The organism is Candidatus Goldiibacteriota bacterium HGW-Goldbacteria-1, from assembly GCA_002839855.1.
Taxonomy (GTDB): Bacteria; Oederibacteriota; PGYV01; order PGYV01; family PGYV01; genus PGYV01.
Map to the genome: position 1 here is coordinate 1 of PGYV01000009.1, position 12,508 is coordinate 12,508.

The 12,508-nt window shown below is 41.3% G+C and carries 13 protein-coding genes; 2 read left to right on the forward strand and 11 right to left on the reverse strand.

The genetic code is table 11. The annotated features are described in order from the left end of the window. Nucleotides 1-251: 251 nt before the first annotated feature. Nucleotides 252-920: a hypothetical protein gene (locus CVV21_10190; protein ID PKL90906.1), complete on the reverse strand. Its 669-nt coding sequence runs from the start codon at nucleotides 918-920 to the stop codon at nucleotides 252-254. Nucleotides 921-1,046: 126 nt separating this feature from the next. Next, on the reverse strand, nucleotides 1,047-1,805 hold the full coding sequence (locus tag CVV21_10195; protein PKL90907.1) for an alpha/beta hydrolase: 759 nt from the start codon (nucleotides 1,803-1,805) through the stop codon (nucleotides 1,047-1,049). 12 nt (nucleotides 1,806-1,817) lie between these two features. Here CVV21_10195 and CVV21_10200 point away from each other — a divergent pair, with 12 nt between their 5' ends. Next, nucleotides 1,818-2,225 carry a hypothetical protein gene (locus tag CVV21_10200; protein ID PKL90908.1) on the forward strand — a complete coding sequence of 136 codons (408 nt, stop codon included), beginning with the start codon at nucleotides 1,818-1,820 and terminating at the stop codon, nucleotides 2,223-2,225. Between the two features lie 63 nt (nucleotides 2,226-2,288). Continuing rightward, on the forward strand, nucleotides 2,289-2,534 hold the full coding sequence (locus CVV21_10205; GenBank protein PKL90909.1) for a hypothetical protein: 246 nt from the start codon (nucleotides 2,289-2,291) through the stop codon (nucleotides 2,532-2,534). A 49-nt stretch (nucleotides 2,535-2,583) separates the two neighbouring features. On the opposite strand, the gene CVV21_10210 is transcribed toward CVV21_10205, so the two are convergent. The 9 genes from CVV21_10210 to CVV21_10250 form a co-directional block, all read right to left on the reverse strand. After that, the gene (locus CVV21_10210) at nucleotides 2,584-4,491 is read right to left on the reverse strand and encodes a hypothetical protein (GenBank protein PKL90910.1); all 1,908 of its coding nucleotides are present in this window, start codon (nucleotides 4,489-4,491) and stop codon (nucleotides 2,584-2,586) included. 214 nt (nucleotides 4,492-4,705) lie between these two features. Then, entirely contained in the window at nucleotides 4,706-5,476 is a 771-nt protein-coding gene (locus tag CVV21_10215) for a hypothetical protein (GenBank protein PKL90911.1), read from the reverse strand. Nucleotides 5,477-5,581: 105 nt separating this feature from the next. Further along, on the reverse strand, nucleotides 5,582-6,811 hold the full coding sequence (locus CVV21_10220) for an ABC transporter permease (GenBank protein PKL90912.1): 1,230 nt from the start codon (nucleotides 6,809-6,811) through the stop codon (nucleotides 5,582-5,584). Next, nucleotides 6,723-7,880, reverse strand: a complete 1,158-nt coding sequence (locus CVV21_10225) for a hypothetical protein (GenBank protein ID PKL90913.1) — start codon at nucleotides 7,878-7,880, stop codon at nucleotides 6,723-6,725. The genes CVV21_10220 and CVV21_10225 overlap by 89 nt, the downstream gene beginning before the upstream one ends. A gap of 13 nt (nucleotides 7,881-7,893) precedes the next feature. Further along, nucleotides 7,894-8,850: a multidrug ABC transporter ATP-binding protein gene (locus CVV21_10230; GenBank protein PKL90914.1), complete on the reverse strand. Its 957-nt coding sequence runs from the start codon at nucleotides 8,848-8,850 to the stop codon at nucleotides 7,894-7,896. Then, nucleotides 8,829-9,725, reverse strand: a complete 897-nt coding sequence (locus CVV21_10235; GenBank protein ID PKL90915.1) for an ABC transporter ATP-binding protein — start codon at nucleotides 9,723-9,725, stop codon at nucleotides 8,829-8,831. The genes CVV21_10230 and CVV21_10235 overlap by 22 nt, the downstream gene beginning before the upstream one ends. 68 nt (nucleotides 9,726-9,793) lie before the next feature. Beyond that, a complete protein-coding gene (locus CVV21_10240; protein PKL90916.1) occupies nucleotides 9,794-10,558 on the reverse strand; it encodes a hypothetical protein in 765 nt (254 codons plus the stop codon). Next, nucleotides 10,559-11,287, reverse strand: coding sequence for a hypothetical protein (locus CVV21_10245; GenBank protein PKL90917.1), 729 nt, complete (start codon nucleotides 11,285-11,287; stop codon nucleotides 10,559-10,561). It lies immediately after the preceding gene. Between the two features lie 24 nt (nucleotides 11,288-11,311). Beyond that, nucleotides 11,312-12,487 carry a hypothetical protein gene (locus CVV21_10250; protein ID PKL90918.1) on the reverse strand — a complete coding sequence of 392 codons (1,176 nt, stop codon included), beginning with the start codon at nucleotides 12,485-12,487 and terminating at the stop codon, nucleotides 11,312-11,314. Nucleotides 12,488-12,508 lie beyond the last annotated feature (21 nt).

The following is a 12,508-nucleotide window of genomic DNA, read 5'->3' on the forward strand; positions in this document are numbered from 1 at the left end:
GAACACCAATTTGCGGCGCGTACTGAAAAAATATACCTAACCCCTGTGAAACCCAGGGACGGATACACAGATGGCCGGATGGAAAGAAGTAAATAAAAAATCAACTGCCGCGCATAATACCGAGCAATTTTATTATAGGCTCGGTATTAAAAGGCGCGCCTGCCACTTCATTCCCCCAACCCCGGTAAGACCAGAAGTAAAATAAAAAAGGCGCCCGGTTAAAGGCGCCTTTTTCTATTGCTGTCTGATTATTACTTTTTTCCTTTGCCTTTTTCTTCCTTTACTTTCTTGGCTGCGTCTTCAACCGCGCCCTTAATTTCTTCTGTTTTACCCTTCATTTCTTTTTTCATCTTTTCTTCTTTGGATTTATTTTCCTTCATCATCTTCTTTTCTTCTTTGGACATGCCGTTCCATCTTTCTTTTGCCTTTGCAAGCTTTTCAGCCCTTTTTTCTTCGCTCATATTTGTCCAGCGTTTTTCTGCTTTTGCAACAAGTTCAGCCCTTTTTTCAGGCGTAAGGCCGTTTATTTTTTCCTGCGCCTTTGCCTTTATCTGCGCTTTTTCCGCTTCCGGAAGGGCATTCATCTTTTCAGCCGCTTTTGCCTTAACCGCTTCTTTCTGTTCTTCTGTCAATCCATTAAACTTTTTTTCAACTTTTGCCTGTTCTGCGGCTTTCTTCTTGTCATTCATCTTTGCGTACTTTTTTTCAAGTTTCTTTCCGGCTGCCACTTTTCCTGCTTCTGTCATTTTACCAGTTGCTTCCGCAATTGCCGCTTCCTGCTGCTGTACCGGGAGAGCTTCATAAACCACTTCTTCCACTACTGCTTCATCCTTTGCAATGTCTGTTGCTTCATCCGCAATTGCTGCAGCTGCGAATGTCATGAAAAACATTACCATAAAAAAACCAAGTCCTTTTTTCATTTCTATTTCTCCTTCTTTGGAATAAATTTCTGTTATTCACAAGAATAACAGTAGAATTTTTAGCGTGAATTTTTGATGTGTTAATTTGAATTATATTCTCATAATACTCCTTTGTCAAGTACCGGGTCAAATCTGCTGAATTTCCGCGCTCAGGATTTTGTAAAACTTTTCAGACGCCCCTTTTTCCAGCCATGGCGTGTGTCCGCAGTTTTCAATAAGGATAAATTTTGAATTTTTAACCGCCTGTTCAAGCGGTATCTTCACCCCATCCGCCGGATGCGGGTCATAATCACCGTGAATTGCCGTTACAGGGCACTGTACTTCCCTTAAAAAATTAATCAGCCCGCCGCTTTTTCTTAATTCTGCCGCTTCTTTCCAGACTTTATTGAATATTTCTGCGTTTAATTTTACTTCATCTTTGCTGTCTATCGGGTCATAACTGTCCGCCCTGCCAAATATTTCACCAAACCTTTTAAAAGCAGCCGGGCTTTGCATATGCGCGCTTAACTTTTCAAGTTCTTCTTTTTCTTTTGGCTCAAGCCTTTCCATGCGGGTCTTTTCTATCTGCAGGGCATATTCTTCTTCAAACGGCCCGCTTGATATAAGGATAAGCTTTTTTACATGTGAAGGATACGCGGCGGCGAATATAACGGAAAGCCAGGCCCCCCAGGAATAACCGATAAGTACAACAGGAATATCCGCGTACTTTTCAATACAATCTTTAAGCTCATTAACCTGCCCTTTTATTGTATCCTGTTTCTGATACGGCTCTAAAACTCCGGTCAATTCAGACAACTCTTCTGACACAGGCGCCATCTCACCCGCTGCCCCCGGGCCGCCATGAATAACCGCAACAGTATAAGGAGCAATACCGTATTTTTTCATATATCCCCTTTTTTGTTTATAAAAATATTTCTGCTTACCTGCATAATTATATACATAAACATTGAAATATTAAATAAAATTCAGGGATTTTTTATGAGATATAAAAAAAGAACGGCGGTTTTGGCAACTGTCGGAGGGGCTTCTTTTTCATGTAGGGCTGCGAACCCTTTTGCCCGTGACTGTTTCCAAAACCGCCTGCCGGTACTGCTGATGCTGCTTCCGGCACTCCCTGTCTGGAGCTCTTTCCAGTTCCGGTGCACTTTCTGTTGCTTTGCACTTTCCGGTTCCGGTGCTGTTTCTGTTTCTTTTCTCTATCCCGTTCTATTTCCTTTCTCTTGCATATTAATTATACTTCATAAAATGCAAATAATCAAATTTCACACAAAAATAAATACCGCCTTTAAAATATTTTTTTCATAAACTGCTGTTTGCTTTTTTGCCTTTACGATATATAATTAGATAAATAAACCTTAGGAGGACGGGATGAAAAAAGAACTTATTATTGTTTCAATCACAAAAAGGCTGGACGACGCGGTGCCTGTACAGAAAGTGCTTACCGAACACGGCTGCAGCATTAAAACAAGGCTTGGAATTCACGACGCAACCGCCACCACCTGCAGCAATACCGGGCTTTTAATACTGGAAATCATTAACCCCAAAGACGCCGCTATAATGACAACAAAACTTAAGAAAATTAAAGGAGTAAATGTAAAAGCCATCAGCATCTAAATCAATATATTAAAGGCGGGAGGCGGAATTATTATTCTGCCTTCCGCCTTTATTTATTAAAAAAGTTTATAACATTATCCATGTTGCTTGTAATATCCGCATCCGGAAGGGATTTAATGAAACTTTTACCGTAGGTTTTTTTTGTGATACGTGTATCAAGTATTATAACCGCGCCGCGGTCTTCCTTGCCCCTTATTAACCTGCCAAATCCCTGCTTTAACATAAAGACAGCCCTTGGCAGCGCAATGTCCGCGAAATCATTCCCGCCCTGCTCTTTCACGTGCCTGTATATGGCTTTCTGAAGCGGGTGTTCCGGCACTTCAAACGGAAGTTTAGTTATAACCACGCATTTTAAAGCGTCGCCTTTTATGTCCACTCCCTGCCAGAAAGAACTTGTAGCAAATAAAACAGCGGGCCCTTCCCTGAACTTTTCAATAAGTTTCACGGCGTTAAACTGCCCCTGCATAAGAAATTTTATACCCCTAAATTTAGGCTTTAACGCTTCATACGATTTTTTCATAAGGTCAATACTGGTAAAAAGTATCAGAGTGGCGCCGCCTGTAATCTCTATCACTTCCTGAAGCCTGCCTGTCAAAGCGGGTGCAAACTCTTTTTCAGAAGGCAGCGGCAGTTCTTTTTCAAGGTACAGGATACTCTGTTTTTTATAATCAAACGGGGATTTTAAAACCCCCTGATTCGCGGAATGCACGCCGAATTGTTTTGTGATGTATGAAAAATCCTCCCCCGCGGCAAGCGTGGCAGAAGTCATAATTACACTTTCATAAGACGAAGCTATCTTTTCTTCAAAATCCTCATCAAGCCTGTAAGGGGTTATCCATAGGTTCACATTGCTGTCAGGTTCCTGTTCCAGCCAGTAAAAGTATTTTGGATTGTTCCTGTTCAGCCAGTCCTTAACGGTAATGGCGGAACCTTCCAGCGAGCCGAATAAATATTCAGCGTATTTGCGCTCGTCAGAAGTGTCTGCCTCGGCGGCTTTTCCCTTCAATATATACATAAGGTCTGCAAGTTCTTTTTGCAGGTCAATAAATGAAGAAACCTGCCTGTCTATAAGCGCGGTATTTTTTCTGTCAAGCTGCAGTTCCCTTTCTGATAACAGCAGGCGTATGAATTCATCCACGGATTTTTTAACAGCTGCCGTACTGGAATTTTTATCTTTTTTTCTGCTTTTTCCCGCCCCATAAACAAAATCCGCGGCTTCCGCAAGCAGCGATGCAAAACCAAATGAGGAAAAGCACCTGCTTATCATCTCCCTCATCACCTCTTCAAGCTTGTGCGCTTCATCAAAAACCACACATGACGCTTCCGGCAGTATCTTCGCGCCGAAAACTATATCGCTGAAAAACAGGTGGTGATTTACCACAACAATGTGGCACTTGCTTAAACGCCTTCTCATTGTCCAGTAATGGCACTTGCGAAAATGCTCGCATGATTCTTCCGCGCACTGGTTTTTATCCCTGTTAATGGACGACCATACTTCTTCGGGTATGTGAAAAGGGCTGTTTTCTTTCAACCCCTGCGCGTTATTTAGAAAATCAATAATATTGCCGGAACCTCCCGCGTCCTGAAACAGCGTACTCTTATCCTGCAGCGCGAAAGCGCGCCTGCGGCACATATAATTGGACATTCCATACGCGGCTTCAAATTTTAATTCCGGAAATATCTTCTGCACCACAGGAAGGTCTTTTTTGATAATCTGCGACTGCAGCGTCCTTGAATAAGTGGTGATTATCACCCTGGTATCATTTTTTATGGCGTGTTCCGCGGCCGGTATAAGGTAGCCAAGCGTTTTACCCACGCCTGTGCCTGCTTCTATTAAAAGATTTTCCCCGCGCGATATGGCCTTATGCACCGCTTTGGCCATTGCTATCTGTTCAGGCCTCTCTTCAAAGTCCGGTATTACCGAAGGCACATCTTCTGTAAAATATTTTTCAATCATATATTGTAAACATCCTTTTTAATGCTGATTTATCCAATAAACTGTTATCCCGTATCTGCTTAGATGCTTGGACGCTTGGATGCTTGGTAAAAACCCAAATCAACTGCCGCGGGCTAAAGACTCGCATCTACTAAAACGTCCAAACTGCTGAGCAATCTTGTTTTTTTGTACTTGCCAAGCATCCAAGCCTCTAACCATCTAACCTTCCGCCTTCTTACCAGTCCTTCTCATTTGAATTCGGGTCTTTTTGCCCCTGCTGCGGTTCATTCATCTGCCGCTGCATATACTGCATTATCTCTTCAGGGGACATACGCATCATATCAAAGGGATTAAGCTGCCGTGTATTATTTTGCTTCTGCTGCTCTTTTCCCTGCCTGTTAAAATACTGCTGAAGCTGTTTTTCCTGTTTCTGCATCATATTAAGCATTGCCTGCGCTTCATCTTCACTCATCCCGCCAAGCTTCTGCTTTCTTGCTTCCTGTTGTTCTTTTGCCTGCTGCTCTTCTGATTTGCCGGCGCCGTCTTCGGACTGCTTCTCATCACCGGCTTTATTTTTATCAGGCTGCTGCTTGTCCTGATTTTTCTGTTGTTCCTGTTTATCGCCCTGCCCTTTATCATTATTTTCTTTCTGCTTATCCTGCTTGTTATCCTTATTGTCCTGTTTCTTTTGAGGCTGTTCTTTTATCTTCTCTTGTGTCACTTTTATATTGTACTTTATATCTTCATCCTTAGGTTTTAATTCTTCCGCTTTTTTATACATAGACAGGGCGTCTTCGTACTGTTCCATTCTAAAAAGGGAGTTTCCGGCATTATAATACCCTTCATAATACTTTGGGTGTTTTTTTATAAATTCATTATAGTCAGACACGGCTTTATCATACTGCCCGTTTAAGTAGTTTTTATTGCCTTCTTTAAAATAATTTTTGGCGTATGCCGGAATGGCTGCAAACACCATAAGCACTGTTATTATTAACAATTTTTTCATCATTACCTCTTTAAATAATTTTAAAAATTATAAGGTAATCAATTCAAAATGTAAAGGGTTTCACGCAGATTGGACGTAATAAAAGTGAAAAAGGCTGCCGGTTTATCAGCTTACTGTTTTTTTAAACTGCTTTATGGCAATGGCAAAAATTATGCCGCCAAACGCAATAAGCGCAAGTGTTTGCGGCAAAAGTTCCATAAATCCAAGGTCTTTTAAAAAAATTCCTTTAAGTATTACATTGTAATGCGTCAGCGGAAGGCCGTAAGCAATAAACTGCAGCGCGGCAGGCATGTTGTTTATGGGAAAGATGAACCCTGAAAGCAGTATGTTTGGAACAATAAAGAACATGGATGTCAGCATAGCCTGCTGCTGTGTGGAAGAAACCGTGGAAATAAGGATGCCAAGCCCCAGATTGGCAAATATCATAAACATGGAAAGCGTCAACAGGAGGATAAAACTGCCTTCAAGGCTTATTCTGAAAAGTAAAAGGCACAGCACTGTTATAAGCACAATATCTATCAGCGCAAATATTATATAGGGTACTGTTTTTCCTGTAATAATTTCCATTGGTTTTATGGGCGTTACCACAAGCTGCTCTATATTACCGTTCTCTTTCTCCCGCACTATTGATACAGCTGTTATGATAATGGTTATAATCATAAGAATCATCCCCATTACCCCCGGGACCATTGTCTGCGCGCTTTTAAGCTCCGGATTGTACCAGACCCGCTCTTCAAGCTTTATTTCAGGCAGGTTGCCGATAAGCGGCTTCATTATTTCCATTTTTTCCGCGAATACATCCGCGGAGAAACCCTGAATTATTGATGACGCCCTGTTCATGGAAATAAGCGATGCATTGCTGTCGCTGCCGTCAATTATTACCTGCACTTTTACCGGCCTGCCTTTTTTTATCAAAGTGTCAAAATCCCCCGGTATCCTTATGGCTATTAACGCTTTGCTTTTGCCGAGTATTTCATCAATTTCTTCAGGATTATTTATGACGTATTTTACGTTAAAATATTCGCTGTTTATAAATTTATCCGCAAGGCCGCGCGCCTGCGCCGACGGTTTTTCAATACATATTGCCGTGGACACATGCTTAATATCGGTCGTTGCCACGTATCCAAAAATAATCATCTGTATTATAGGCGCCACAATAAGCATTTTTATCATGCCGGTCCTTTTAATTTCTGTCATCTCTTTTTTTATCATGTAAAATATGGGATGTTTCATTGTTATTTCGGCCTCACATGTATTTTCTGAATCTTTTCGCGGATGCAGCCACAAAAAATAATCCAAACACAAGCAGCAGCAGCGCTTCCGGATACAGGACATTAAACCCCACCCCGGGTTTTAAAAACAGCGACCTTAAAGCGGTTAGAAAATATTTGGCCGGCACAACATAACTTATTACCTGTATTATTTTCGGCATTGAAGCCACCGGAAAAACAAACCCCGACAGCAGTATGGAAGGCAGCATTGTCGCCATTACAGTGCCTATAACGGCAACTGTCTGATTGGGCGCCACACTGGAAATAAGCATTCCCATTCCCATAGCGGTAAATATAAACATTACCGACATTAAGAGGAAAGCTATCAAATCCCCCCTGAACGGCACTTTAAACCACAGCATCCCCACAACCGCCACTATTATCACATCCACAAATCCTATTATCACATACGGAAAAAGTTTCCCCGCCATCAGTTCAAGCGGTTTTACCGGTGTGGATATCAGCTGCTCAAATGTACCGCGCTCTTTTTCCCTGACAACAGTAAGCGATGTAAGCGTACCCGCGATAAGCATCATAAGAATTGCAATTAAACCCGGCACGATAAAATTTACGCTTTTCATCTGCGGGTTATACCAGACCCTTGGTTCTGCCATAACAGCCGGAATATTTTTTGGGTTTACACCGCGCATCTTTACCTTTTCAAGTATTATGCCGCGCGAATATATAATCGTAATGGCAGAGACATAACCTATAGCCACTGTGGACGTATTTGGTTCTGACCCGTCGCAAATAAGCTGCACAGAGGTTTTTCTATTGCTTTTTAAATCCGAAGAAAAACCTTTTGGCACTGAAAGTATTGCCCTTACTTTATTTACCCTTAAAGCCTCCACGCTTTTTTTCATGTCATTATACGCGGGTTCATACAGGGTAAAATATCCCGATGCTTCAAATTTTGACACGTACTGCCTGCTGTAAGCGGTGTTGTCATAATCAACCACCGATATGTTTATGTTCTTTATGTCAAAAGTAACCGCGTAACCATAAAGGATAAGCAGCACCACGGGTGCTAAAAGCGCTATTCCAAGCGAGCGCGGATCCCGTTTTATCTGCAAAAATTCCTTTCGCATGACGGGAATTACCCTTTTTATGTCAAGCCTGCCCTGCCCTTTCACTTTTCACCTTCCATTATTTTCTTACCAGCTTTACAAACACATCTTCCATAGTGGGTTGTGAAATACTCAGCCTGCCATGAATAATTCCGGCTTTGTTAAGAAGCCCGCTTATTTTATCCTGCAGGGTTTCCATTAAAATCCCGGAAATAACATGCAGCATGGCACCGTGCATTGAGACTTCTCCAATTTCTGCATCACCGGCCAGAAGTTTGTATGCTTTGCTTACATCCTCTGTTTCCATTTCATATACCGGCAGTTTAAACGCGTGATTTTTAAGCTCCCGTATATTTCCTTCGGCAATAATCTTTCCGCCGTCCATAAGGGATATTCTGCCGCAGTTTTCCACCTCGTCCATGTAATGGGTGGTCACAAATACGGTGGTACCCTGTTTTGAAATATTATCTATTATTTCCCAGAACTTTCTGCGCAGTATGGGGTCCACTCCCGCGGTTGGCTCGTCAAGAAATACAATTTCAGGCCTGTGCGCTATAGCGCAGGCAAGGGCTATTCTCTGCCTTATCCCGCCTGCAATACCGGACACAAGCCTGTCCGCTGTTTCATCAAGCCCCAGCTGGTGCATAACCTCTTTGCTGCGGACTTTTATGTCATCATCTTTCATTCCGTAAATACCGCCGTAAAACTCAATGTTTTCAGCGGCGGTAAGGTTTGTATAAAGGGCAAATTTCTGCGACATATATCCAAGTTTTTTCTTTATCTCTTCCGGGTCTTTTTTTACGCTGTAACCCGCCACAATGGCGTCGCCTTTTGTGGGTTCAAGCAGCCCGCACAGGATACGTATAGTGGTGGTTTTTCCCGCGCCATTTGCACCCAAAAAACCGTATACTTCACCCTTTTTTACTTTAAAAGAAATATCATTAACGGCGGTAAAACTGCCGAAAATTTTTGTAAGATTTTGTGCTTCTACCGCAAAATTCAAATTATTTCCCCTTAAGTTATTTTTTCTATGAATACATCCTCAATAGTCACGGCTGCTTTTCTTATTTGCGCGTCAGCGCCAATTCTCTGCCTGAAAATTTCCATATCAGATTCATCACTTATCACAATCCTGTAATGGGCTCCCAGCGGCCGTAAGTCTTCAAGTGAAGCAAGCCCTTTTGCGGACTCCTTTATTTTTTCACTGTTACCTGTCACTTCGTAAACCGAACTTTTAATGCTTTTTTTCAGTTCTACCGGGCTTCCGGACATCAGAAATTTTCCCGCGTACATAAGGCCCACCCTGGAACACCACTCGGCCTCGTCCATGTAAGGAGTGCTTACAATCAAAGTTACCCCTTCAGTTCTAATTTCCTGAAGTATTTCCCAGAACTCCCTGCGCGACACGGGGTCAACTCCCGTGGTGGGTTCGTCAAGTATTAGCAGCTTTGGCCTGTGAATAAGCGTGCACATCAAAGCAAGTTTTTGTTTCATTCCCCCGGATAAATTTCCGGCAAGCCTGTCCTTGAAAGGTTCCAGCCTGGTCATTTTTAACAACGGCTCCAGCCTTTTAGCAAGCGTCATCCTGTCTATGCTGAAAATATCGGCAAAAAATTCCATATTTTCCTGAACGGTCAGATCGGTATATAAAGAGAATTTTTGCGGCATGTATCCCATATGCTCTTTGGCGCCTTCCGCCTCTTTTGGAAGGCGATATCCCAGCACAGTGCATTCCCCTGAATCCTGGTGCATAATACCCGCAAGCATCCTTAGAGTGGTGGTTTTGCCGGCGCCATCCGGGCCTATAAGCCCAAAAATTTCTCCGGAATTTATTTCAAAAGAACATCCGGACACCGCTTCCACTTTTCCAAAACTCTTTTTTAAATTATTTACAGATACTATGCTTCCCATTTTGCTCCTTTATTTATCCGTTCTCATCTTTCCTTTAATTTTAGTATTTATGGGCTGTGGCTTATACTTTATAAGTTAATAACCACATCAGCCGGTATTCCGGGCTTTAACATGCCTTCATCATTTTTGACGGTTATTTCAACGGCAAATACCTGTTTTACCCTTTCATCTTTTGTCTGGACATTTTTTGGCGTAAATTCCGCGTCCTGTGATATACGGGAAACACTTCCCTTAAACACTTTATCCTTATACGCGTCTATTTTTACAGAAGCCGTACTGCCCAGTTTTACCCTGCTCATATCAATAAGCGGGATGTAAATTGTAACCTTCGCGGTATTCATATCACCCAGAGTGAAAACCGGAGTGTTTGGAGATACAAGTTCGCCCTCTTCCACATGTACTTCCATTATTAAACCATCCCACGGCGCCTTAACCTGCGCTTCTTTTAACATTTCATCCGCTGTAATGTAAGCTGACCTTGCCTGGTTATACTGCGCTTCCGATGCTTCAACCTGCTGCTTTGAAATTGAAGCGGAAGAATACAGCTCTTTAGCCCTGTCATAGGCGGCTTTTGCGGTATTATAGGAAGAATACGCCCCCTGCTGCTGCGCCTGTACTATTACACTTTCAAGGACGGCAACAGTTTCACCGGCTTTTACGGTTTCCCCCGCATCCTTTAATTTTTTTATCACCCTTGCTGAAATTTTAGGCGCCACATCCACCTCTTTTATTTCAACAGTCCCGGAACCTGATATGGCCGTATTTTGTTTTGAACAGCCCGCAATTGCAAATATGGAAAGTACAACAATTAGAAGCGCAGTATTTTTTTTCATTTACTGTTTCCTCCTTTTATCTTCCGGCAGCATTGAGCTTTTAAAATTATCCATAATATATTTTTTTCTGTCTTTTACGAATTTGCCTACTATTAACCTGTTAAATCCAATTTTGCCCGCAATATCTTCCGCCATAGGTTTAACCATATACACGGGTGCAAGCTGAACAATAAAACTGATTAAAAACTGATAGATATTTACTTTTTTCATTCTGCCTTCTTTCATCTCTTTACTAAGATACTTATACAGTTTTCCGTTTACCGGATTAAAGGGTATTTTGCTGAAATTTTCAATTATTATCTTTGGCATATGTTTTGCACCGCTTATCACTTCATATACCATCAGTTTAAGATGGCTTCTGTATTCATCAAACATCCTTTCATAAACATTAAGTATTTCTTCCATAACTTTCTCTGTCTTCCCGCCATTTTCAAAATCAATCGCGTTTATCCTTTCTATCAATATGCCAAAAACCGTCCTTAAAACCTGCTCATATATGTTTTCTTTTGATGAATAATAGTAATGAAGCAGCGCTTTATTCACTTTTGCCCTGTCTGCTATCCTCTGCGTCCTTGCGCCGTAAAACCCGTATTCAACAAATTCATCAGACGCGGCTTTAAGTATTCTTTCTTTTGCCTTTAACTCTTTTTCCGGATCCTGTTTTTTTGACACTTTTAACCTCCGTATTCTTTCCGGCGAAAATAAAGTAAAAATTCCACTCCGGAACAAAAATTTTTATTTCAGCAGATTTTTTCATAGGAAATCAAAGTCCATATATAAAGGTTTAAGCAAAGGGAATGCCGCCTTTAATATTTTACTGTTACTTCCGGCCTTATATTTTATTCCAAGCACCATTTTCATAAATATGCCTTCGTTAACTTGCGCTATTATTTTTTGATTGTAGTAAAACGTTATCTTTCCCCGCGGGCCTTTTTCTGTCCTTTTCATATCAAATGTACCGTTTATCCCGGCTTTTTTAAACCGCTTTAATATGAGAGGAACAATTACTTTTTTTAATCCTTCAAAATTGCCGATTCTGTACATTCTGATATATTTGGGAGTGATATATAAATCAATCTCTTTTTTTACAGGTTTTCTGGAACCTTCTATTTCTATCCCTTTGCCATTGTCATAATATATTTTATTTAAACCTTTTTGTTTTACATATTCAAATGCCTTTGCCGCAAGTGCTTTTGCGGCTTCTTCATGCCCCGGTAAATAACACAGCTCGGATATTTTTAGCGTATTTTTTTCAATATGATTTACAGGGCCCATTAAAAGATAACCGCATGCTTTTTTATTTTTATATGCTATATAAGCCGGAGATATCCCGACTCCTTCCGACAATCCTTCTTTGTGAATGTATTTACACCCCAGTACCCATGTATTAAGCGGCCTTACCACCGGGCCTGTTTTATCCGCGCAGAATTTTTCATGTATTTGTGCCATTGTTCTGATATTATTTTTTTTCAACGGATCCGCTTTTTTTACAGCGTACCCGTATTGTATTTTTAGTTTGTCATCCAAATCCATAACTTTAAACGGAAACATAACCGGTGAAAACCCAAACTGCTTATAATAGGAGGTTTTGTAAGGATTAAGGTATGTAAGCGGATACCCTTCTTTTTTAATAAATTCCAGTGCGTCTCGTGTTATTACGGCAGCGTACCCTTTTCCCCTTTCATCCGGCGCGGTTGCCACTCCGGCTATACCTGCCGCTTTTACCTTTATACCGTCTATATATATTTCCCTTGGCAGAACGCACGCCATGCTGACAAGTTTTTTACCTTCATATAACAACCTTATGTTTTTATATGAGAACTGTTCTTCTTTCATTATGGATGTATTAAGAAAAGATGAATTAAAGACTTCAGCGCTTAATTTTACCGCGTCTTTGATGTTGATTTGATTTGCCTGTTTTATTTCCATTACAGCCGCCTGTTTAATTTA

What these genes read in the sequence shown, in the direction of transcription:
- CVV21_10250 (PKL90918.1), bottom strand. Translation starts at nt 12,487, where the DNA reads ATGGAAATAAAACAGGCAAATCAAATCAACATCAAAGACGCGGTAAAA.
- CVV21_10215 (PKL90911.1), bottom strand. Translation starts at nt 5,476, where the DNA reads ATGAAAAAATTGTTAATAATAACAGTGCTTATGGTGTTTGCAGCCATT.
- CVV21_10220 (PKL90912.1), bottom strand. Translation starts at nt 6,811, where the DNA reads ATGTCCTGTATCCGGAAGCGCTGCTGCTGCTTGTGTTTGGATTATTTT.
- CVV21_10190 (PKL90906.1), bottom strand. Translation starts at nt 920, where the DNA reads ATGAAAAAAGGACTTGGTTTTTTTATGGTAATGTTTTTCATGACATTC.
- CVV21_10205 (PKL90909.1), top strand. Translation starts at nt 2,289, where the DNA reads ATGAAAAAAGAACTTATTATTGTTTCAATCACAAAAAGGCTGGACGAC.
- CVV21_10195 (PKL90907.1), bottom strand. Translation starts at nt 1,805, where the DNA reads ATGAAAAAATACGGTATTGCTCCTTATACTGTTGCGGTTATTCATGGC.
- CVV21_10235 (PKL90915.1), bottom strand. Translation starts at nt 9,725, where the DNA reads ATGGGAAGCATAGTATCTGTAAATAATTTAAAAAAGAGTTTTGGAAAA.
- CVV21_10240 (PKL90916.1), bottom strand. Translation starts at nt 10,558, where the DNA reads ATGAAAAAAAATACTGCGCTTCTAATTGTTGTACTTTCCATATTTGCA.
- CVV21_10210 (PKL90910.1), bottom strand. Translation starts at nt 4,491, where the DNA reads ATGATTGAAAAATATTTTACAGAAGATGTGCCTTCGGTAATACCGGAC.